Source organism: Pseudomonas cichorii (genome assembly GCF_018343775.1).
In the GTDB taxonomy this organism is placed as follows: domain Bacteria; phylum Pseudomonadota; class Gammaproteobacteria; order Pseudomonadales; family Pseudomonadaceae; genus Aquipseudomonas; species Aquipseudomonas cichorii.
This window is the reverse complement of sequence record NZ_CP074349.1, coordinates 3,752,528-3,776,128: the sequence shown is the minus strand read 5'-3', so window position 1 is coordinate 3,776,128 and position 23,601 is coordinate 3,752,528. Positions and strand designations below refer to the sequence as shown.

Below are 23,601 nucleotides of genomic sequence, written 5' to 3'. Positions count from 1 at the left end.
ACGCGGGCAGGGTGCGGTTCGGCAGGCATCGCGCTGATCCGGCGAATCGGCGCTTCTTCTGCCTTGTGCACTTGTGCATAAGGTAATTCCAGGGTGAACCGGCAGCCTTCTCCCGGCGTGCTGTGTACGGTCATGCTGCCGTTCATGGTTTCCAGCAGGCTTTTGCTCAATGCCAGGCCAAGGCCTGTGCCTTCCACGCTGGAGTCGGCCTCAAGACGCTCGAAGGGTTTGAACAACTGATCGAGTCGATCCAGTGCAATGCCTTTGCCCGTGTCGATGACGCTGATGGTGACCCGGTCGTCCTGCTGCTGTACCTCGATTCTCACCAGCCCATTGGGGCGGTTGTATTTGATGGCGTTGGACAGCAGGTTCAACAGCACCTGAACCAGACGCTGGCGGTCGGCAATCACACCACTGTCGCTTGCCAGCTCCGGCAGTTCGGCCAACTGGATACCGCCATCTGCGGCCATGGGCCAGACCAGGCTCAAGGCTTCCTGAAGAACCTCGGGCAAAAGCACCGGCTCCAGGTTGAGCGACAGATGGCCTGCCTCGATCCGGGCAATGTCCAGGACTTCGTTGATCAGCGTCAGCAGATGCTGGCCGGCCCGCAGGATATGGCCGACCTGAGGTTTCTGGTGATTGCTGGAATCCATGTCCAGCAGTTGAGCGAAGCCCAGAATGGAGTTCAGGGGGGTGCGAAGTTCGTGGCTCATGCGCGAAAGAAACTCGCTCTTGGCGCGACTGGCGCGTTCAGCCTCTTCCCGGGCTGTGCCAAGGGCGATTTCGGCAGCACGGCGGTCGGTGATATCACGGGTGATCTTGGAAAAACCGCGCAGGGCATCGCTGCTGTCGTATTGGGCGGTGATGACCACGCTGGCCCAGAAACGGCTGCCATCCTTGCGGCAGCGCCAGCCTTCTTCCATGTAGCGGCCATGGAGTGTCGCTTCTTGCAGCGCCATGTCGGGGTGTTGCGGGCATTCTTCCGGCAGATAGAACAGGGAGAAGTGCTGACCGAGGATTTCCTGCTCGGTATAGCCCTTGATGCGCTCGGCCCCGGCGTTCCAGGTGATGACATAGCCTTTGGCATCCAGGGCGAATATCCCGTAGTCCTTGACGCCTTCGATGATCAGACGCAGGCGCTCTTCGTTCTCGCGCAATGCCCGCTCGCGTTCAGCCAGCAGTTGACCGGCCTCCACCAGACGTGTGCCCAGTTGACCGACTTCATCGTTTTCCGGCGGCTGTGGCAGCAGCGGGTGGCCAAGGGCGAGACGCTGGGCGTTGCCTTGCACCTGCTGCACCCTGGCCACGATGCCTCTGGAGAGCATCAATACGGCAAGGATGGCACCAAATACACCCGAGCCTGCCGCCAGCAACGTCGACCACAGAAGACGGGCGCGTGTCTCGGCGGCGTCTGTTGTGCGTTCCGCGAGCAAGGTGTCTTCGCGTTCTCGCATGGTGCGGATTCGGTCGCGCAGCTCATCGAGAATGTATTTGTTCTCGATCAGGATGGTCGAAATGGTGTCCTGGCCTTCTTTGCTCAGGTTGCGCAGGGTTTCCAGTCCGTCGACCTTGGTTTCGATCAGCGGTGCGATGGCCTGGAGGTGTTCGCGCATCTGTTGGTCGCGCACATTGGTATTGAGTCGATCCAGCGCTGCTTCGATCTGCGCCTCGGCGTTCAGGTAACCCGGCAGAAAGTCCTCTCGCCGGGTCAGCAGGTAACCGCGCACACTGGCTGCCGCTTCGGCGAGTTGGGTGTGAACGCTCTGGATATCGCCCTGAACCAGCAGCACTCTGCGCACATCTTCTTCAGCCTGTGTGGTCTGGCGCTCGGCGATATAGATGAGCACCAGGGAAAGCATCAGAATCACCAGTGGCAGTGAAATAGCCACCAATGCCTTGCCGCGTAGCGGGAGGTCTTCCCAGCGCGTGACGTTGATCAAATTCACCTCCAGTCACCGGATGTCTGATTGACCAGGCCCAGGGCCAGGCCACGAACCGCTGCCTGTGTCCGGTCTGCGGCACCGAGCTTGGCGATGACCTTCTCCACGTGAGATTTGGCAGTCCCCGTGGTGATGCCGAGTTTTTCGCCGATTTCCCGGTTGCTGCAGCCGCTGGCCACCAGACCCAGAACCTGGCATTCACGGGGCGTCAGGGCTTCGGTCATCAGGGTGCGCTGGCTGTTGCTTTCGGGCAGACGAGGCAGCGGTGCATTACTGAGGGTTTTGGCACCAGAAGCCACAGGTTGCAGGCCGGCGAGTACTTCGTCGCGGCAGGCTTCCCTGGGCAGATAACCGACCGCTCCGGCACTGATGGCGGCGTCCATGTGGTCGGTGTCGTCGTCGGTGTTGAAAACCATCACTTTCATGCGGGAAAGAAACTCGCTTTTGGCACGGCTGGCGCGTTCCACTTCTTCACGGGCCGTGCCCAAGGCCATTTCTGCCGCACGGCGGTCAGTGATGTCCCGGGTGATCTTCGAGAAACCTCGCAGGGCATTGCTGCTGTCGTACTGGGCCGTGATGACCACGCTGGCCAGGAAGCGGCTGCCATCCTTGCGGCAGCGCCAGCCTTCTTCCGTGTAGTGACCCTTGAGGGTGGCCTCGCTAAGAGCCATATCAGGATGCCGCGGACATTCTTCGGGCGGATAGAACAACGAGAAATGCTGGCCGAGGATTTCCTGCTCGCTGTAGCCCTTGATGCGTTCGGCCCCGGTGTTCCAGGTGATGACATTGCCCTTGGTATCCAGAGCGAAGATCCCGTATTCCTTGGCGCCCTCGGTGAGCAGTTGCAGGTGCTCTTCGTTTTCGCGCAGGGCCTGTTCACGTTTGGCGAGCAATTGGCTGGCTTCCATCAGGCGAGTGCCCAATTGACCGACTTCATCGTTTTCCGGCGGCTGGGGCAGCAGTGGATGGCCTTGTACCAGACGCTGTGCATTGCCTTGGACCTGTTGCACCCGGGCCACGATGCCTTTGCACAGTATCCAAATGGCCAGGAGGGCGCCCAGCAGGCCTGAGCCTGCGGCCAGAATCGTTGCCCAGAACAAGCGTTCCCGGTTTTCGGAAGCGACTGCCGTGCGCTCCGCCAGTACGGCGTCTTCACGCTCGCGCATGGTATTCAGGTGGCTGCGCAGTTCATCGAGAATGAATTTGTTCTCCATGAGGATGGCCGCAATCGTGACTTTTCCTTCCTGATTCAGGCTGTGCAGCATTTCAAGGCCGTCGACCTTGTTTTCGATCAGCAGCGTAATGGCCTTGAGGTGTTCGCGCATCTGTTCGTCGCGCACGTTGGTGTGAAGTCGGTCCAGCGCGGCTCCGATCTGGGTCTGGGCGTTCAGATAGCCCGGCAGGAAGTCTTCCTGACGGGTCTGCAGGTAGCCGCGCACGCTGGCAGCGGCTTCGGCGAGCTGGGTGTGAACGCTCTGGATATCGCCGCGAACCAGCAGCGCCCTGCGTACATCCTCTTCGGCCTGGGTGGTCTGGCGTTCAGCGATATAGATGAATGTCAGAGAAAACATCAGCATGACCAGGGGCAATGAAGTCGCCACCAGTGCCTTGCCGCGTAGCGACAGGTCTTCCCAGGGTTTGAGGTTGCGCAAGGTTACCTCCAGTCGCCTGTAGACTGACTTACCAGGCCCAGAGCCACGCCGCGCACCGCCGCCTGGGTCCGGTCGGCGGCCCCGAGCTTGGCAATGACTTTCTCCACATGTGCCTTGGCGGTGCCAGCGGTAATACCGAGTTTCTCGCCGATCTCACGGTTGCTGAAGCCGCTGGCCACCAGCCCGAGTACCTGGCGCTCACGGGGCGTCAGGGCTTCGGTGGTGATGGCTCGGCTGCTGTTGCGTTCGGTCATGCGCCGCAGCAGACGGGCGCTGACGGCGCTGTTGAGGGCTTCTTCTCCTCGGGCGACACGTTGCAGGCTGGCAATCACTTCGTCACGGCTGGCGTCCTTGAGCAGGTAACCCACTGCACCGGCACTGATGGCGGCTTCCAGGTGATCGGTGCTGTCGTCCATGGTGAACATCACCACTTTGAGCTGGGGCATGCGCTGCTGGAGGATACGCGCGGCACCCAGGCCGTTCAGGACCGGCATGCGGATATCGAGGATCGCGATATCCGGCTGCATCTGCTCGCACAATTCGATGGCCTGCTGGCCGTCGGAAGCCTGACCGATCACCTCGAATTCCGGGTGGCCAGCCAGGAGCGATACGAATCCTGTCCGGGTCACTTCATGGTCGTCTGCCAGGACCAGTCGCAAGGTATTCGTCATAGTGTTGCCTTGTCTGTGTTGAGAGGGACGGTCGCGCGTATCCGTGTGCCGGATTCCGGGCTGCTGACAAAAACCAGTCGGCCACCCAGAAGGCTGGCTCGCTCCTGCATTGCCACCAGTCCAAGCTTCTGGACGCCGTTGTTCCTTGATTGCTGGTCAATGATGAAGCCACAGCCGTTGTCTTCGATCAGCAACGAGGCAGTGGTTTCATGCAGCTCGAGCGCCAGTTGCACGTTGTCGGCATTGGCATGCTTGAGAATGTTGTTGATGCCTTCCTGGGCAATGCGAAACAGGGCGATTTCCAGGTGGCTGGGCAGGCGGGTCATGGAGCGTGAGCGCCAGTGTACGTTAATACCGGCTTCGCGTAGACGGTCGGCGTCCTTGTCGACGGCTTGCAGCAGGCCGAAGTCGTCAAGAACGCTTGGCCTCAGGCCGCTGATCAATTGCCGGCCTTCCCCGACGCAGTGCTGGGCCAGGGTCAGGATTGCCCGCAGGTCGTTATCCAGCGGCTCTGGCAGTTCGGGGCAGCGACCGGCAAAACCCTGCAGGCGTTGATGCAGGCCGGCGAGGGTCTGTGCCAGCCCGTCATGCAGGTCATAGGCCATGCGCTTGCGTTCGTCTTCCTGGGCGGTGAACAACTGATTGACCAGTTCGGACATGGTCCGCTCACGCGCCACCAGTGCTTCGAGCAGGCGATTGTTCTCCAGATGCGCCGCCAGCAGGGTGGCGAGCAATTGCAGGGACTCGATGTCTTCGCTGTCGGGGGCGCTGATATTCACGCTGTTGGCCAGTACCAGCGTACCAAAGGAGCCATCGTCGGCCCCGCGCAGGGGCAGCGTCAGTACATTGGGCAGCGTGGCATGGTCGCGTTCCAGCCATTGCGGCCCGATGGCCAGAGTGTCGGCGACGATTTCCAGGCTGCGCAGGCGTTCTTCACTGCCATGCAGGGCCGTGGTGCGCACCACATTGTCGCTTCCCCATTCCAGTAGCAGGCCGTGGTCCATGGCGACGAAAGCACAGGCTCGCTGCAAAACGCGCTGGCGCATGGCTTCGGGAGGCAACTGGGTCAGTTCCTGTCCGGTATCTACCAGCAGGCGAAGGCGTGCGGCACGGCTTTGTGACTGGCGATATTGTGTGCGAATCGCCAGGGCACTTGCTGGATCATGTGGAGGGCTTTGCATCTGTGTCGTACTCCAGGCGTGGGTTCATGCCCGCGCGGGCACAACATGATGCCATTAAAACCTGTGATGGCGCGGGGTGCCTATCTGCCGGTTGGCATAGAAAAATAACCCCGGTTGGCCGATGGAGAAAGCGGTTCGCAACGGCAAAGTAGCACTCACTGAATCCCTGAACAGATGCCCTGTAGGAGTGTTGCGATGAAACTGAAACAAACCGCCCTGGTCATGCTTTTTGCTTTGAGTGCTCCGCTGGTCCACGCAGCAGACACTGCTCCTTATACCTATCGTATGGTGGCCGAGCAGCCGTCCAACGTGAAAGACCAGGAAATCTCGGGTTTGTTTGACCGTTGGAACAACGCACTGAAAACCGGCAACCCACAGACCGTGGTCAGCCTGTACGCGCCGAATGCCGTACTGCAACCGACAGTTTCCAACAAGGTGCGCGCCACTCCGGCAGAGATAAAGGACTATTTCGATCACTTCCTGGCCCTCAAGCCGGTCGGTGAGATCAACTACCGTGAAATCCGCCGTCTGGGTAAAGATGCAGCTGTGGACAGCGGTGTCTACACCTTCACCCTGACCGCTGCCGATGGCAAGAAGAGCAAGGTGCAGGCGCGTTATACCTTCCTGTACGAGCGTGTAGGCGGGCAGTGGAAGATCCTCAACCACCACTCTTCGGCCATGCCGGAAGTGCAGCCTGAGTATCAGGTCAGCCGCTGATTCAGGACGTCTGGTGTTTGAAGCACATCCGGGGCCTTTGCCCCGGATGTGCTTTTTTGCGTTTGTGAAAGTGGTTTTTTCATGCAAACGGGCACGTCATATGCCGAACGGCATAGACAAATAGCCCCGATTGGCCGATGGCGCCGACTGTCCGCAGCGGCAAAGTAGCACTCACTGAATCCCTGAACAGATCCCCGTAGGAGTGTTGCGATGAAACTGAAAAAAACCGCCCTGGTCATGCTTTTTGCCCTGAGTGCTCCGCTGGTTCACGCAGCAGATACCGCTCCTTACACCTATCGCATGGTGGCCGAGCAGCCGTCCAACGTGAAAGACCAGGAAATCTCGGGTTTGTTTGATCGCTGGAACAATGCACTGAAAACCGGCAACCCGCAGACCGTGGTCAGCCTCTACGCGCCGAATGCCATTCTGCAGCCAACGGTTTCCAACAAGGTGCGTGCCACACCTGCAGAAATCACCGATTATTTCGACCACTTCCTGGCCCTCAAGCCAGTCGGTGAGATCAACTACCGCGAAATCCGCCGTCTGAGCCCGGATGCAGCGATGGACAGCGGTGTCTACACCTTCACCCTGACCGCTGCCGATGGTAAGAAGAGCAAGGTGCAGGCGCGTTACACCTTCCTGTACGAGCGTGTAGACGGGCAGTGGAAAATCCTCAACCACCACTCTTCGGCCATGCCGGAAGTGCAGCCTGAGTACCAGGTCAGCCGCTGATTCAAGAAGTCTGAATACCTGAAACACATCCGGGGCCTTTGCCCCGGATGTGTTTTTGTGCGTTGGTGAAAACGGATTCAGTTTCTGACGCCGCTGACCTTGCGGCAGTGAATCAGGGCATCGCGGATCATGAAGTTCACCAGGGTAGGGGAGACGCCCAGCTCCTTGGCGATGTCCTTTTGTGGTACGCCGTGCAGGCGGTACATCTCGAAGGCGTATCGGGTACGCGCCGGCAGCTCCGACAGGGCGTCGGCTATTTTCTCCAGGCTGGAGAAATTGATGTGCGAGGTTTCCGGCGACGCACCCTGAACCACCACGTTCAAGCCTTCATCTTCCGGGCCTGTGTACTTGAGCTCCAGCGCCTGCTTGCGATAGTGATCGATGGCCAGGTTGCGCACGATCTGGAACAGATAGCTGAGCTGGGCCTTGAATGAAAGGGTGATCTGGGGGGCGGAACGCAATCTGAAAAATGCGTCCTGCACCACATCTTCGGCGCGTGAGCGGCAGCCAACGATGCGGGCGGCGATTTTGACCAACAGCAGATAGTTGTCGATAAAAACCTGGAGTAAGGGTGAGTCACACTTACTTGTGAGCACTTGTTCCGTCATGGAATTCACCTTGCTGCGAATCTTGGAGAAGGTGTGTCCCCGTATTGGGTGGCACCTGCTGATCGGCGGGTAAACTATTCTTAATGATAATAATTGTCAAATGCGAAATCGAATCAGTGCACCTGTAGGGAGCAATTAGCCCCCTGTGCACTTTTGTAGCGCGGCTCAGATGCGACTAATTATTTCCGGATGCCATCCGTTCTCATTGATGACAGGCCCGTCCACGACGGCGGCCATGGATCAGATCAGGAGGACACAATGGGTTTCGAGCGCGCGCATCGCAGCTTTTTCGTCGGTTTTACCGGATGGCAGGGCCTGATATGAGCACTCCTGCGAGCCTGACGCTGTTCTGTCTGCCGTTTTCCGGGGCCAGTGCGATGTTTTACAGCCCGTGGCGGCGCAAGCTGCCGGAGTGGGTGAACGTTCGTCCTCTTGAACTGCCAGGCCGTGGCATGCGCATGAACGAGCCGCTGCAGACCGATATCGTACAGCTGGCCAACCGTCTGGCCGACGAGATCAGTGTTGAACTGGAGAAGCCCTACGCGATTTTCGGACACAGCCTCGGCGCCTTGCTGACCTTTGAACTGGCCCATGTGTTGCGCGCCCGTGGCCTGCCTGCGCCGCTGGTCCTGTTCATGTCTGCCTCCGCAGGGCCGGTGCGCCGTGATGTCAGCGAATACGCCATCGCCAAGACCGACGAGCAACTGATCGCCCGGCTTCGCAAGCTCAAGGGCACCAGCGAAAACGTGATTGCCAACGATGAGTTGATGCAATTGATGCTGCCTATCCTGCGCGCCGATTTCCTGGCCTGCGGCAGCTTCAAATATGGTGAGCGTGAGCCGTTGAGCGTGCCGATCCATGTCTTTGGCGGCAAGCAGGACAGCGTCACGGTGGAGGAACTGCTCGACTGGCAGGAAGAAACCTGCACCGGTTTTTCCCTGGACATGTTCGAGGGTCATCACTTCTATCTGGTCGACGAGCAGGCTCAACTGCTTCGTCACCTTCGGCGTTACGCCGAACAGCACCTGACCCGCTGGCGCAACGGCGCAGCGCGGCAAATGGCCCTGGCGGCCGGTTGATCCCCTGATTGCCTCACGCGCGTTTGTGCCCGACAGCGCGCGCCTTTTCTTGAAATCCAGACCTCATTTGGCAAGCCGAATACAGCAGGAACCTCATCATGGATGCGTTTGAACTCCCCGATACCCTGGCGCAAGCCCTTCAGCGTCGCGCCGAGCAGACGCCGGACCACCTGGCCCTGCGTTTTCTCACTGACGAAAAAGATCAGGGCATCGTGCTGACCTACCGTGATCTGGACCGGCGTGCGCGGACCATCGCCGCCGCGCTGAAAGCCCGAGCCGAGCCGGGTGATCGTGCGATTCTGTTGTTCCACAGCGGGCCGGATTACGTGGCAGCATTCTTTGGCTGCCTGTATGCCGGTGTGATTGCGGTGCCGGCCTATCCGCCGGAATCCAATCGTCGTCATCACCAGGAGCGTCTGCTGTCGATCATCGCCGATGCCGAGCCGCGCCTGCTGTTGACCGGCTCGGACCTGCGCACGGCCTTGCTGCAAATGGATGAGCTGGCGGATGCCAATGCCCCGCAACTGTTGTGCGTCGACACCCTCGACAACGCAATTGCCGAAGGCTGGCAGGGACCTGCCCTGAATAGCGACGATATCGCTTTCCTGCAATACACCTCAGGCTCAACTGCTTTGCCCAAGGGCGTTCAGGTGAGCCATGGCAATCTGGTCGCTAACGAACGGTTGATCCGCCACGGCTTCGGGATCGATCTCAACCCCGATGACGTGATTGTCAGCTGGCTGCCGCTATACCACGACATGGGCTTGATCGGCGGCTTGCTGCAACCGATTTTCAGCGGCGTGCCTTGTGTGCTCATGGCGCCAGCCTATTTCCTGACCCGGCCGCTGCGCTGGCTGGAAGCGATCAGCGAGTACGGCGGCACCATCAGCGGCGGCCCGGATTTCGCCTATCAGTTGTGCAGTTCGCGGGTCAGCGATTCGGCGCTGGCGCGTCTGGACCTCAGCCGCTGGCGCGTGGCCTATTCAGGCTCCGAGCCGATTCGTCAGGACAGCCTGGACAGCTTCGCCGAAAAGTTCGCTGTTTGCGGTTTTACCCCGGACAGCTTCTTCGCTTCCTATGGTCTGGCCGAAGCGACGCTGTTCGTGGCGGGTGGTCAGCGTGGCAAGGGCATTCCGTCCTTGCGTCTGGATGAACGCGCCCTGGCGCGCAATGTGGCCGAACCGGGCGATGGCAATCCGGTCATGAGTTGCGGCACCAGCCAGCCTGAACACGGCGTGCTGATTGCCGATCCCCAGACCCTTGCCGTACTGGGTGAAAACAGCATCGGTGAAATCTGGGCCTGTGGCCCGAGCATCGCCCACGGTTACTGGCGTAACCCCGAAGCCACGGCCAAGTCTTTCGTCGAGCATGAAGGCCGTACCTGGCTGCGCACCGGCGACCTGGGTTTCCTGCGCCATGGCGAGCTGTATATCACCGGTCGCTTGAAAGACATGCTGATCGTGCGTGGCCATAACCTGTACCCGCAGGACATCGAAAAGGCTGTCGAGCGTGACGTCGATGTGGTGCGTAAAGGCCGGATTGCCGCGTTCGCCGTGACCCAGCAGGGCAACGAAGGCATTGGCATCGCGGCAGAAGTCAGCCGCAGCGTGCAGAAAAGCCTGGCTCCCGAGACGCTGATCAAGATGATTCGTCAGGCTGTTGCCGAGGCCTTCCAGGAAGCACCGAGCGTGGTGGTGCTGCTCAATCCGGGTGCCTTGCCCAAGACCTCCAGCGGCAAACTGCAACGTTCCGCCTGCCGCACCCGACTGGCCGACGGCAGCCTGGACAGTTATGCGGTCTTCCCGGAAAGCATCGTGGCTGCCAAGGAAGCGGCTTCGGCTTCCAGCTCCAATCTACAGGCGCAGGTGGCGAAAATCTGGTGTGAACACCTGCAACTGGAAGAGGTGGCCGCCGATGATCACTTCTTCCTGCTGGGCGGTAACTCGATTGTCGCGACTCAGGTGGTCGCCAGTTTGCGTGAAGCGCTGGGTATCGAACTGAACCTGCGCCTGTTGTTTGAAGCTCCGACCCTGGCGGCGCTGGTTGCACAGATCGAAGTGCTGCAACGCGATGGCCAGACACAAGACAGCATTGCCCGCTTGCCGGGCACCGATGCGCTGCCGCAATCCCTGGCCCAGAACCGCTTGTGGTTCCTCTGGCAAATGGACCCGCAAGGCAGCGCCTACAACATTCCCGGTGGCCTGCACCTGCGGGGCGAACTTGATATCACGGCGCTGCGCAGCAGCTTCCAGCGCCTGATCGAACGCCATGAGTCCCTGCGCACCCGTTTTTACGAGCAGGACGGCGTGGCCTTGCAGCGTATCGATCCGGTCAGCGAGTTTTCGTTGCAGGTGATCGATATCAGCGACCTGTCCGGCGAAGAGCGTCAGGCCCGTGCCCAGGCTATCCGCGAAGAACAGGCACGCCTGCCTTTCGATCTGCAAACTGGCCCGTTGCTGCGCGTCACGCTGGTGAAGCTGGACGATGAAGAGCATCAATTGCTGGTCACGCTGCATCACATCGTGGCCGATGGATGGTCGCTGAATGTGCTGATCGACGAGTTCTCGCGCCTCTACGCCGCTGCCATTCAGGGGCAGCCACTGGAGTTGGCGCCGCTGTCGTTGCGTTATGCCGATTACGGCCACTGGCAGCGTGAATGGCTGGGCCGGGGCGAGGCTCAGCGTCAAATGGATTACTGGAAGGCGCAACTGGGTGACGAGCAGCCAGCCCTGACTCTGGCCACCGATCATCCGCGTTCGGCCCGCAAGCAACACAGCGCTTCGCGTTACAGCCTGCGCCTGAGCAACGAGTTGAGCGCCGCAGTAAAACAGGCCGCCCAGGCTTATCAGTCGACCCCGTTCATGCTGCTGCTCGCCGGTTTCCAGAGCCTGCTGCATCGCTACAGCGGGCAGAACGATATTCGTATCGGCGTGCCTGGCGCCAACCGGCCGCGCCATGAAACCCAGGGCCTGATCGGTTTCTTCATCAACACCCTGGTGCTGCGGGCGCAACTGGATTCGCGCCTGCCATTTTCCTCGCTGCTGGCACAAACCCGTCAGGCGGCGCTGGAAGCCCAGGCCAATCAGGACCTGCCGTTCGATCAACTGGTCGAGGCGTTCCCGCAGGCCCGTGAGCAGGGTCTGTTTCAGGTTCTGTTCAACCATCAGCAGCGGGATCTGAGCGCCTTGCGGCGTCTGCCGGGTTTGCTGGCCGAAGAACTGCCGTGGCACAGCCGTGAAGCCAAGTTCGACCTGCAATTGCACAGTGAAGAGGACCGCAACGGTCGGCTGAACCTGTCCTTCGACTATGCTGACGAGCTGTTCGAGCGCGAAACCATCGTGCGCATGGCCGCACAGTTCGTGCGTCTGTTGACTCAAGTCTGCGAGCAGGCCGAGATCGTTCTGGGCGATGTGCAGTTGCTCTGCGCCGAGGATCTGGCCGAGCAGGTCCGTTGGGGCGCTGCGCCTTGCGCACCTGCCGAACAATGGTTGCCGGAGCTTCTGAACCTTCAGGCCCGCCAGACCCCGGAACGTATTGCCCTGATGTGGGACGGCGGCAGCCTCGACTTTGCCAGCCTGCATGCCCAGGCCAACCGTCTGGCCCACTACCTGCGCGACAAGGGCGTCGGCCCGGACGTCAAGGTGGCGATTGCCGCCGAGCGCTCGCCGCAACTGCTGATCGGCCTGCTGGCGATCCTCAAGGCTGGCGGCGCCTATGTACCGCTGGACCCGGATTACCCGACCGAGCGACTGACCTACATGCTCGCCGACAGCGGCGTTGCGTTGCTGCTGACCCAAAGCCATTTGCTGGGCGATCTGCCGAGCGCCGAAGGCGTCAGCACCATCGTCATGGACACCTTGCACCTGGAAAACTGGCCCGTCAGCGCGCCGGGCCTGCACCTGCATGGCGATAACCTGGCGTACGTGATCTACACCTCCGGCTCTACCGGCCAACCCAAGGGAGTGGGCAACACCCATGCCGCACTGGCCGAGCGTCTGCAATGGATGCAGGCCACTTACGCACTGGACGAAACCGATGTGCTGATGCAGAAGGCACCGATCAGTTTCGACGTTTCGGTGTGGGAGTGCTTCTGGCCGCTGATTACGGGCTGTCGTCTGTTGCTGGCCGATCCCGGCGAGCATCGCGATCCGCATCGCATTGCCCAACGCATCAAGGAATACGGCGTCACCACGCTGCATTTCGTGCCGCCGCTGCTGCAACTGTTCATCGATGAGCCGCTGGCGCAACAGTGCAGCAGCCTGCGTCGTCTGTTTTCCGGCGGTGAAGCCTTGCCTGCCGAACTGCGCAACCGGGTGCTGGAGCAACTGCCGAATGTGCAACTGCACAACCGTTATGGCCCGACTGAAACCGCGATCAACGTCACTCACTGGCACTGTCAGTTGGCGGATGGCGAGCGCTCGCCGATTGGCCGTCCGCTGGGCAACGTGCTGTGCCGGGTTCTGGACAGCGACCTGAACCCGCTGCCCCGTGGCGTGGCCGGTGAGTTGTGCATCGGCGGTGTCGGTCTGGCTCGCGGCTATCTCGGGCGTCCGGGGCTGACGGCCGAGCGTTTTGTCGTCGATCCGCTGGGCGAAGAGGGCGCACGTCTGTACCGCACCGGCGACCTGGTGCGCTGGGCGGCGGACGGTTCGCTGGAGTATCTGGGGCGTCTGGACCAGCAGGTCAAACTGCGTGGCTTTCGGGTCGAGCCTCAGGAAATCGAAGCCCGTCTGCTGGCTCAAGAAGGCGTTGGGCAGGCTGCGGTGCTGGTGCGGGAAACCGCCGCTGGCCCGCAACTGATCGGTTACTACACGGCAGCGCTGGAACAGGACGCCGAGGCCGGGCAGATCGAGCGCATCAAGTCTTCCCTGGCCCTTGAACTGCCTGAGTACATGGTCCCTGCGCAACTGGTGCGTCTGGACAGCATGCCGTTGAGCCCCAGCGGCAAACTGGATCGCCGCGCCTTGCCCGAGCCGGTCTGGCAGAGCCGTGAACACGTCGAGCCCGAAACGGAGCTGCAAAAACAGGTCGCTAGTATCTGGCGCGAAGTCCTGGGCGTGCCGCGCATTGGTTTGCGCGATGACTTCTTTGCCTTGGGCGGACACTCGTTGCTGGCCACCCAGATCATCTCCAGGGTGCGTCAGGCCTGCGATATCGAGCTGCCGTTGCGGGCGCTGTTCGAGGCCAGTGAGCTGGGAGCGTTTGTCGAGCAGGTCCAGGCCATTCAGGCGTCCGGTGCCCGCAACAGCCAGCAGCCGATTGCCCGGATCGACCGCAACCAGCCAGTGCCGCTGTCCTATTCCCAGCAGCGCATGTGGTTCCTGTGGCAGATGGAACCGGACAGCCCGGCCTATAACGTAGGCGGTATGGCGCGCCTGAATGGCGTGCTGAATATCGAGTGCTTCGAGGCCGCACTGCAAGCCTTGATCCTGCGCCACGAAACCCTGCGCACCACCTTCCCGAGCATCAACGGCGTGGCTTGCCAGAAAGTCTCCGAGGAAACCGGCCTGCGCATGCAGTGGCAGGATTTCTCGGCGCTGCAAGGTGACGCTCGTCAGCGTCGCTTGCAAGCATTCGCTGACAGCGAGGCGCACACGCCTTTCGATCTGGAAACCGGCCCGCTGCTGCGTGCCAGCATGGTCCGTGCTGGCGAGCTGGAACACTACTTCGTGCTGACCTTGCACCACATCGTCACCGAAGGCTGGGCGATGGATATCTTTGCCCGTGAACTGGGCCTGCTGTACGAAGCCTTTCTTGAAGGCCGTGCTTCGCCGCTGGAACCCCTGGCGGTGCAATACCTGGATTACAGCGTCTGGCAGCGTCAGTGGATGGAAGCGGGTGAGCGTCAGCGCCAACTGGATTACTGGACGGCGCAACTGGGCAACGAGCATCCGCTGCTGGAATTGCCGAGCGACCGTCCGCGTCCGCCGGTGCAGAGCCACAAGGGCGAGCTGTATCGTTTCGACCTGAGCGATGAACTGGCCGCCCGCGTGCGGGCTTTCAACGCCAGCCATGGCTTGACCCTGTTCATGACCATGACCGCCACCCTGGCGGTGCTGCTCTACCGTTACAGCGGCCAGAACGATCTGCGCATCGGCGCTCCGGTGGCCAACCGGATTCGTCCGGAAAGCGAAGGGTTGATTGGTGCATTCCTCAATACCCAGGTGCTGCGCGTCCAGCTCGACGGGCAAATGTGCGTCGAGCAACTGTTCGAGCAGGTTCGTCACACGGTCATCGAAGGTCAGTCCCATCAGGACTTGCCGTTCGATCATCTGGTAGAAGCCCTGCAACCTCCACGCAGCGCGGCTTATAACCCGCTGTTCCAGGTGATGTGCAACGTGCAGCGCTGGGAGTTCCAGCAGAGCCGCGAACTGGCCGGCATGACTGTCGAATACCTGGTCAACGATGCCCGGGCCACCAAGTTCGACTTGAACCTGGAAGTCACCGAACTGGATCATCGCCTGGGTTGCTGCCTGACCTACAGCACCGATCTGTTCGACGAGCCGCGCATCGCGCAAATGGCCGGGCACTTGCTCAACCTGCTGCAAGCCTTGCTGGCCGATCCGGCGCAGCGCTTGAGCGAACTGCCGCTGTTGCAGGACGCCGAGCGTCAGCAGTTGCTCGACAGCTTGGGTGTCGAGGCGGGTGAGCAGCGTCTGGATCAGTGCATCCACAGCCTGTTTGCCGAACAGGCCAAAGCACGCCCGAGCGCACCGGCTTTGACCTTCGCCGGTGAAACCCTGAGCTATGCCGAACTGGATGGCCGCGCCAATCGTCTGGCCTGGATGCTGCGCGAGCGTGGTGTTGGCCCGCACGTGCGTGTCGGCCTGGCGCTGGAGCGCTCGCTGGACATGGTGGTCGGCCTGCTGGCGATCCTCAAGGCCGGTGGCGCCTATGTGCCGCTGGACCCGGAGTACCCGCTGGAGCGCCTGCAATACATGATCGAAGACAGCGGCGTCGGTCTGCTGTTGAGCCATGCTGCCTTGTTTGAGGCCTTGGGCGAACTGCCTGCAGGCGTCGGTCGCTGGTGCCTGGAAGATGACTTGCCCGCGCTGGCTGCTTACCCGGCGAGCGAGTTGCCGTTCATCAGCCTGCCGCAGCATCAGGCGTACTTGATTTACACCTCCGGCTCCACCGGCAAGCCAAAGGGCGTGGTGGTGTCCCACGGTGAAATCGCGATGCATTGTCAGGCGGTGATTCGCCGCTTCGAGATGCGTCCCGATGACTGTGAGTTGCACTTCTATTCCATCAACTTCGACGCGGCCACCGAGCGTCTGCTGGTGCCACTGCTCAGCGGGGCGCGGGTGGTCTTGCGTGCCCAGGTGCAGTGGGACGCCGAAGAAATCTGCGAACTGATCCGCAGCCAGCACGTGAACATTCTCGGTTTCACCCCAAGCTATGGCAGCCAGTTGGCGCAATGGCTTTCGACTCAGGGCCAGACGTTGCCGGTGCGCATGTGTATTACCGGTGGCGAGGCGCTGACCGGTGAGCATTTGCAGCGTATTCGGGCGGTGTTCAAGCCTGAGCTGTTCTTCAACGCCTATGGTCCGACTGAAACCGTGGTCATGCCGCTGGCCAGTCTGGCACCGGCCTGGCTGGAAGAGGGCGAAGCCAGCGTGCCGATCGGCAGCGTGGTGGGCGCTCGGGTGGCGTATATCCTCGATGCCGATCTGGCGTTGGTGCCCCAAGGGGCGACCGGTGAACTGTATGTCGGCGGCGCCGGCCTTGCTCAGGGTTACCACGAGCGGGCGGCGATGACCGCCGAGCGTTTTGTCGCCGATCCGTTCAGTGGCAATGGCGGGCGTCTGTATCGCACCGGCGATCTGGTGCGCCAGCGTGCCGATGGCCTGGTGGAGTACCTGGGCCGGATCGACCATCAGGTGAAGATTCGCGGTTTCCGTATCGAACTGGGCGAAATCGAAACCCGCCTGCTGGAACACGAAGCCATCCGCGAAGCCGTGGTGCTGGCGCTGGATACGCCAGCGGGCAAGCAACTGGCCGGTTATCTGGTCACTGATGTGGTTGGGCAGGGCGAGGAGCAACAGGCACAACTGCGCGAGTCGCTCAAGGCGCATCTGAAGACGCAACTGCCGGATTACATGGTGCCTGCGCATCTGATCCTGCTGGACAGCATGCCGCTGACCGCCAACGGCAAGCTCGACCGCCGCGCCTTGCCAGCGCCGGACCCGGAACTCAATCGTCAGAGTTATGTGGCACCGACCAGCGAACTGGAGCAGACCCTGGCGGGTATCTGGTGCGCGGTGTTGAACGTGGAAAAAGTCGGCCTCAACGACAACTTCTTCGAGTTGGGCGGCGATTCGATCCTGTCGATCCAGGTGGTCAGCCGTGCGCGTCAGGCCGGGATTCATTTCAGTCCTCGCGACCTGTTCCAGCACCAGACCGTTCAGACCCTGGCCGCCGTGGCCACCACCAGTAAGCTGGTTCAGGCCGAGCAAGGTCTGCTGACCGGCGAATCGGCCCTGACGCCGATTCAGCACTGGTTCTTCGAGACGCCGATCCCTGAGCGCCAGCACTGGAATCAGGCGCTGGTGCTGGAGCCGACCACGGCCCTGGAGCCTCGTTATCTTGAGCAGGCGCTGCTGGCGATTCTTGAACAGCACGATGCCTTGCGCCTGAGCTTCCGGGACAACGCCGGAAAATGGAAGGCCGAGCACCGTGCTGTCACCGGTGAAAGCCTGCTGCTGCAAGCGCGTGTTTCGGACATGAGCGAGTGCGCCGCACTGTTTGCGGACACCCAGCGCAGCCTGGATCTGCAAGGCGGCCCGCTGTTGCGTGCCTTGCTGGTGGATGGGCCGCAGGGCCAGCAGCGCCTGTTGATGGTCATTCACCACTTGGTTGTCGATGGTGTTTCATGGCGCGTGCTGCTGGACGATCTGCAAGTCGCCTATCGCCAGCTTGTCGATGCCGCACTCGTCAAACTGCCAGCCAAGACCAGTGCCTTCCGTGACTGGGCCGGGCGTCTACAGGCTTACGCCGGTAGCGAATCCTTGCGCGAAGAACTTGCCTGGTGGCAGCGTCAGCTCAGCGGGCCGGGGGCTGAATTGCCTTGCGATAATCCGCAGGGCGGGCAGCAGAATATTCATGCACAGACCGTCAGTGTGCGTCTGGATACGCAAAGCACCCGACAGTTGCTGCAACAGGCGCCGAGCGCTTATCGGACTCAGGTCAACGATTTGCTGCTGACCGCGCTGGCACAGGTGGTCTGCCGCTGGAGCGGGCAGGCGTCGGCGTTGATTCAGCTCGAAGGCCATGGCCGCGAAACCCTGTTCGACGAAATCGACCTGACCCGCACCGTGGGCTGGTTCACCAGCGCCTATCCGCTGCGCCTGACGCCCGGATTGGCCGACGAGGATGGGCCGGGCGCATCGATCAAGGCGATCAAGGAGCAGTTGCGTCAGGTCCCTCACAAGGGCCTGGGTTATGGCGTGCTGCGTTATCTGGCCGATGGCAACAGCCGCGCTGCAATGCAAGCCTTGCCGGTCGCGCCGATCACTTTCAACTACTTGGGGCAGTTCGACCAGAGCTTTGGCAGCGATGCCTTGTTCCGTCCGCTGGATGAGTCGGCGGGTGCGGCCCATGACGCCCATGCACCGTTGCCAAACGAACTGAGCATCGACAGTCAGGTGTACGGCGGCGAACTGGTGCTGCGCTGGACGTTCAGTGGAGAGCGTTACCAGACCCAGGCCATCACCGAACTGGCGCAGGCTTATCTGGCGCAGTTGCAGGCGCTGATTGCCCATTGTCTGGCAGACGGCAGCGGCGGCCTGACACCTTCGGATTTCCCGCTGGCCGCTCTGGATCAGGCGCATCTGGATGCGCTGCCGGTACCGGCAGCGCATATCGAAGATGTCTACCCGCTGACTCCGATGCAGGAGGGCATGTTGCTGCACACCCTGCTGGAACCGGGCACCGGCCTGTATTACATGCAGGATCGCTATCGCATCAACAGCGAGCTGGACCCGCAACGTTTCGCCCAGGCCTGGCAGGCGGTCATTGCCCGTCACGAAGCCCTGCGTGCCTCGTTCTGCTGGGATATCGGCGAAACCATGCTGCAAGTCATTCACAAACCCGGCAACACGCCGATCGATTATCTGGACTGGCGCGATGTGGCGCAGAGCGAGCAGGAGCCGCGTCTGCAAGCCTTGCTCAAGTCCGAACGCGAGGCCGGTTTCGACTTGCTCAATCAGCCGCCGTTCCACCTGCGCCTGATTCGTGTCGACGAGGCCCGCTACTGGTTCATGATGAGCAACCACCACATCCTGATCGATGCCTGGTGCCGCTCGTTGCTGATGAATGACTTCTTCGACATCTACACCGCGCTGGGCGAAGGCCGCGAGGCACACCTGGCCGCGCCGCCGCGCTATCGTGATTACATCGGCTGGTTGCAGCGTCGCGGTCTGGTACAGGCCCGTGACTGGTGGCGGCAGAACCTCAAGGGTTTCGAGCGTCCGACGCCGATCCCGAGCGACCGTCCGTTCCTGCGCGAGCATGCCGGTGACAGTGGCGGCATGGTGGTGGGGGATTGCTACACCCGTCTGGATGTGGCCGATGGTGTACGACTGCGCGAACTGGCACAGCAGCATCAACTGACCATCAACACCTTTGCCCAGGCAGCCTGGGCCTTGACCTTGCGGCGCATGAGCGGTGACCGGGACGTGGTGTTCGGTGTGACCGTGGCCGGCCGTCCGGTCGACATGCCACAGATGCAGCGCACGGTGGGCCTGTTCATCAACACCATCGCCCTGCGCGTGGGCTTGCCGCAGGATGACCAGCGTTGCAGTGTTCGCCAGTGGCTGAACCGTTTGCTGGAAAGCAACATGGAGCTGCGCGAGTACGAGTACCTGCCGCTGGTGACCATCCAGGAAAACAGCGAGCTGCCCAAGGGCCAGCCGTTGTTCGACAGTCTGTTCGTGTTCGAGAACGCGCCGGTTGAAGTCTCGGTGCTGGACCGTGCGCAAAGCCTCAATGCCACTTCGGATTCAGGCCGTACCCACACCAACTATCCGCTCACGGCAGTGTGCTACCCCGGCGATGACCTGGGGCTGCATCTGTCCTATGACCAGCGCTACTTCGACGAAACCACGGTGCAAGGCATGCTGGGCGAGTTCAAGCGCCTGCTGCTGGCCTTGATCGAAGGTTTCCATGGCGATATGTCCGAGCTGGCGCTGCTGAGTGAAACGGAGCGCGAGTTCCTGCTCGATGGCTGCAACAGGAGCGATCACGACTACCCGCTGGAGCGCAGCTATGCCGAGTTATTCGAGGCGCAGGTCGATGCTCATCCGCAACGTACGGTCGTCAGTTGCCTGGATCGCCAGTACAGCTATGCCGAGTTGAATGCACTCAGCAACCGCCTTGGCCATGCCTTGATCGAGGCCGGAGCCGGTTTCGATCAGCCGATAGCCTTGCTGGCCGAGCGTGGTCCCGAACTGCTGGGCATGATCATCGGCAGCTTCAAGGCCGGTGCCGGTTACCTGCCGCTGGACCCGGCGCTGCCGAACCCGCGTCTGAGCGGCATCATTCAGCAAAGCCGCACGCCGGTGCTGGTGTGCAGTGCCGAATGCCGTGACCAGGCTCAGGCCTTGCTGGCCGATATCGCTGAAGCGGGTCGTCCACGTTTGCTGGTCTGGGAAGCGGTGCAGCAGAGTGAGCTGTCGCAGGACAATCCCGGTCGATACAGCGCGCCGGACAATCTGGCCTACGTGATCTTCACCTCGGGCTCCACCGGATTGCCCAAAGGGGTCATGGTCGAGCAACGCGGCATGCTCAATAACCAGTTGAGCAAGGTGCCTTATCTGAACCTGAGCGATGCAGACGTGATTGCCCAGACCGCTTCGCAAAGCTTCGATATCTCGGTCTGGCAGTTCCTGGCAGCGCCATTGTTCGGTGCGAGGGTGGACATCGTGCCAAACGATATCGCCCGTGATCCACAGGCCTTGCTGAGTCACGTTCAGGCTCAGCGCATCAGCGTGCTGGAAAGCGTGCCGTCCCTGATTCAAGGGTTGCTGGCCGAGGAGCGCGCAAGCCTCGATGGCCTGCGCTGGATGCTGCCCACTGGTGAAGCCATGCCGCCGGAGCTTGCCAGCCAATGGTTGCAACGCTACCCGGATATCGGGCTGGTCAACGCTTATGGTCCTGCCGAATGTTCAGACGACGTGGCGTTCTTCCGCGTCGATCCGGAGTCGACTCGCAGCACCTACCTGCCGATCGGCACGCCAACGGACAACAACCGTTTGTACCTGCTCGACGAGGCGCTGGAGCTGGTGCCGCTGGGCGCCGTCGGCGAGCTGTGCGTGGCCGGGACCGGTGTCGGTCGTGGTTATGTCAGCGACCCGTTGCGCACCGTGCCGGTGTTTGTGCCCAACCCGTTCGGTGCAACCGGCGAGCGTCTGTATCGCACCGGCGACCTTGCGCGAAGAAGGGCTGACGGCGTGCTCGAATACGTGGGCCGGGTCGACCATCAGGTGAAGATTCGCGGCTACCGCATCGAACTGGGCGAGATCGAAACCCGCCTGCAGGAGCACGAAGCGATCCGTGAATCTGTGGTGCTGGATATCGACGGACCGTTGGGTAAGGTGCTGGCGGCGTATCTGGTGCCGCGTGGCAATGCACAGGACCCGGACTTGCTGCGCGATGAACTGAAAAGCCACCTCAAGACCAGCCTGCCGGACTACATGGTGCCAAGCCATCTGGTGATGCTGGAGGCCATGCCGTTGACCCCGAATGGCAAGCTGGACCGCAAGGCCCTGCCCAAGCCGGATGTCAGCCAGGTGCAGAACGATTATGTGGCACCGCAGAGCGAGCTTGAGCAGCAACTGGCGACGATCTGGGCTGATGTGCTGAAGGTCGAGCGTGTCGGCATCACCGACAACTTCTTCGAGTTGGGCGGGCATTCGCTGCTGGCGACTCAGGTGGTGACCCGGGCGCAGAAGCTGCTGCAACGCAATGTACCGCTGCGCGCGATGTTCGAGTTCAACACCATTCAAGGGTTGGCGGGGCATCTGGAAGGCCTTGGCGGGCAGAAGGTCGATGAACAGAAATTCGACCGGCTGGCGGACCTGATGGCTGAACTGGAGGGGCTGTAAATCAGCCTCTCGTCGGCGCAAGGGCACTGCGGATAAAAAAGCCGTAACAGGGTGTAAATCCGCAGACAGCTGGCGCGTTTTCAATGAAGCAATAAACGCCTGACGTTGCACGACCAGAAGGTCGTGCATCAGGCCACTTAAGTATTTCGCTTATCGACAGCGTATTGAGGGTTGCACAGATGTCAGTCGCTACCAGGTTTATTGAAGATCAGCCGGCGCAGCCTGCCGAGACGCTTTACCAGTTCGACGAATCGCCCTTGCTGGCCCGCCAGAGTCGCCAGGAGTCCAACGCCCGCAGCTATCCGCGACGCATTCCTCTGGCGCTCAAGCGTGCCAGGGGCATTCATGTCGAGGACGTCGAAGGGCGTCGTTTCATCGATTGCCTGGCCGGTGCTGGCACCCTGGCGCTGGGGCATAATCATCCGGTCGTGATCGAGGCCATCCAGCAGGTCATCAGCGACGAACTGCCGTTGCATACCCTGGACCTCACCACGCCGGTCAAGGACCAGTTCGTCCAGGACCTGTTCGGTCTTCTGCCACAGGAACTGGCGCAGGAAGCAAAAATCCAGTTCTGTGGCCCCACCGGTACCGATGCGGTGGAAGCCGCCCTGAAACTGGTGCGTACCGCGACCGGGCGTAGCACGGTGTTGTCGTTCCAGGGCGGTTATCACGGCATGAGCCAGGGAGCCTTGAGCCTGATGGGCAGCCTGGGACCGAAAAAACCGTTGGGCGCCTTGTTGAGTTCCGGCGTGCAGTTCATGCCATACCCTTACGATTACCGTTGCCCGTTCGGTCTGGGCGGCGCGCAAGGGGTCAAGGCCAATCTGCATTACCTGGAAAACCTGCTCAACGATCCCGAAGCCGGGGTGCAGCTACCGGCCGCAGTGATTGTCGAGGTGGTGCAGGGCGAGGGCGGTGTGATTCCGGCGGATCTGGATTGGCTGCGCGGTCTGCGCCGCATCACCGAGAAGGCCGGGATTGCCCTGATCGTCGATGAAATCCAGAGCGGCTTCGCCCGTACCGGCAAGATGTTTGCCTTCGAGCATGCCGGGATCATTCCAGATGTGGTGGTGCTGTCCAAGGCCATCGGCGGCAGCCTGCCGCTGGCGGTAGTGGTCTATCGCCAATGGCTGGATGCCTGGCAGCCGGGCGCTCATGCCGGGACCTTCCGTGGCAATCAGATGGCCATGGCCGCAGGTTCGGCAGTCATTCGCTATCTGAAGGAAAACAACGTCTGCGAACACGTGAACACGATGGGCGCACGTTTGACCCGGCACCTGCGCGACCTGCAACGCGACTTCCCGCAACTGGGGGATATTCGCGGCCGTGGGCTGATGCTCGGTGCCGAGCTGGTGGACCCCTATGGCGCACCCGATGCACTTGGGCACCCACCGGTATTTGCCCGCCTGGCACCGCTGGTTCAGCGTGAATGCCTCAAGCGTGGGCTGATTCTGGAGCTGGGCGGACGCCATGGCAGCGTCGTGCGCTTCCTGCCGCCGCTGGTGATTACGGCCGAGCAGATCGACGAAGTGGCCGAAATATTCGGCAGAGCACTTTCGGCAGCCGTCGCCAGTCTTTAATTTTTCGACGTAGCGATACGTTCACTTTACATAGCCGCTGTGAATTGGCGCATCGGCACTGAATAACCATGGAGAGCAGCAATGACTTCAGTTTTCGACCGCGACGACATCGTCTTTCAGGTCGTGGTCAACCACGAAGAGCAATATTCCATCTGGCCGGATTACAAAGCGATCCCCAACGGCTGGCGCACTGTGGGCAAGAGCGGCTTCAAGAAGGAATGCCTGGCCTACATCGAAGAAGTGTGGACCGACATGCGCCCACTGAGCCTGCGCCAGAAGATGGAAGCACAGGCTGCTACTGCACACTGATTGCGTAGCGCCCTAAAACAAACGCCCCG

The 23,601-nt window shown here is 61.2% G+C and carries 9 protein-coding genes and 3 pseudogenes; 6 read left to right on the top strand and 6 right to left on the bottom strand.

The window, feature by feature from the left end; all coding sequences use genetic code 11:
- Positions 1–64: 64 nt before the first annotated feature.
- From KGD89_RS15645 to KGD89_RS15630, 5 genes and pseudogenes are all read right to left on the bottom strand, one after another.
- A pseudogene (locus KGD89_RS15645) lies at positions 65–1,952 on the bottom strand (ATP-binding protein); the annotation flags it as partial.
- A pseudogene (locus KGD89_RS26030) lies at positions 1,943–2,362 on the bottom strand (LuxR C-terminal-related transcriptional regulator); the annotation flags it as partial. The pseudogenes KGD89_RS15645 and KGD89_RS26030, both read right to left, overlap by 10 nt.
- A pseudogene (locus tag KGD89_RS15640) lies at positions 2,363–3,517 on the bottom strand (PAS domain S-box protein); the annotation flags it as partial.
- Positions 3,518–3,594: 77 nt separating this feature from the next.
- Positions 3,595–4,263, bottom strand: a complete 669-nt coding sequence (locus tag KGD89_RS15635) for a response regulator (RefSeq protein ID WP_025260706.1) — start codon at positions 4,261–4,263, stop codon at positions 3,595–3,597.
- Positions 4,260–5,444: a sensor histidine kinase gene (locus KGD89_RS15630; protein ID WP_025260705.1), complete on the bottom strand. Its 1,185-nt coding sequence runs from the start codon at positions 5,442–5,444 to the stop codon at positions 4,260–4,262. Before KGD89_RS15630 ends, KGD89_RS15635 begins: the two co-directional genes overlap by 4 nt.
- A gap of 195 nt (positions 5,445–5,639) precedes the next feature.
- Here KGD89_RS15630 and KGD89_RS15625 point away from each other — a divergent pair, with 195 nt between their 5' ends.
- Positions 5,640–6,161 carry an SgcJ/EcaC family oxidoreductase gene (locus KGD89_RS15625; RefSeq protein WP_025260704.1) on the top strand — a complete coding sequence of 174 codons (522 nt, stop codon included), beginning with the start codon at positions 5,640–5,642 and terminating at the stop codon, positions 6,159–6,161.
- A gap of 210 nt (positions 6,162–6,371) precedes the next feature.
- Positions 6,372–6,893 (top strand): SgcJ/EcaC family oxidoreductase, encoded by a 522-nt coding sequence (locus KGD89_RS15620; RefSeq protein ID WP_025260703.1) that lies wholly within the window; start codon positions 6,372–6,374, stop codon positions 6,891–6,893.
- A gap of 77 nt (positions 6,894–6,970) precedes the next feature.
- Here the strand turns inward: KGD89_RS15620 and KGD89_RS15615 are convergent, their stop codons facing one another.
- On the bottom strand, positions 6,971–7,501 hold the full coding sequence (locus tag KGD89_RS15615) for an RNA polymerase factor sigma-70 (protein WP_025260702.1): 531 nt from the start codon (positions 7,499–7,501) through the stop codon (positions 6,971–6,973).
- Between the two features lie 320 nt (positions 7,502–7,821).
- Here KGD89_RS15615 and KGD89_RS15610 point away from each other — a divergent pair, with 320 nt between their 5' ends.
- From KGD89_RS15610 to KGD89_RS15595, 4 genes are all read left to right on the top strand, one after another.
- Positions 7,822–8,580: a thioesterase II family protein gene (locus tag KGD89_RS15610; RefSeq protein ID WP_025260701.1), complete on the top strand. Its 759-nt coding sequence runs from the start codon at positions 7,822–7,824 to the stop codon at positions 8,578–8,580.
- A 95-nt stretch (positions 8,581–8,675) separates the two neighbouring features.
- Positions 8,676–21,683 carry a non-ribosomal peptide synthetase gene (locus KGD89_RS15605; protein ID WP_162883698.1) on the top strand — a complete coding sequence of 4,336 codons (13,008 nt, stop codon included), beginning with the start codon at positions 8,676–8,678 and terminating at the stop codon, positions 21,681–21,683.
- Between the two features lie 179 nt (positions 21,684–21,862).
- Complete coding sequence (locus KGD89_RS15600; RefSeq protein WP_025260699.1) at positions 21,863–23,263, top strand: aspartate aminotransferase family protein; 1,401 nt, start codon at positions 21,863–21,865, stop codon at positions 23,261–23,263.
- 81 nt (positions 23,264–23,344) lie between these two features.
- On the top strand, positions 23,345–23,572 hold the full coding sequence (locus KGD89_RS15595) for an MbtH family protein (protein WP_025260698.1): 228 nt from the start codon (positions 23,345–23,347) through the stop codon (positions 23,570–23,572).
- Positions 23,573–23,601 lie beyond the last annotated feature (29 nt).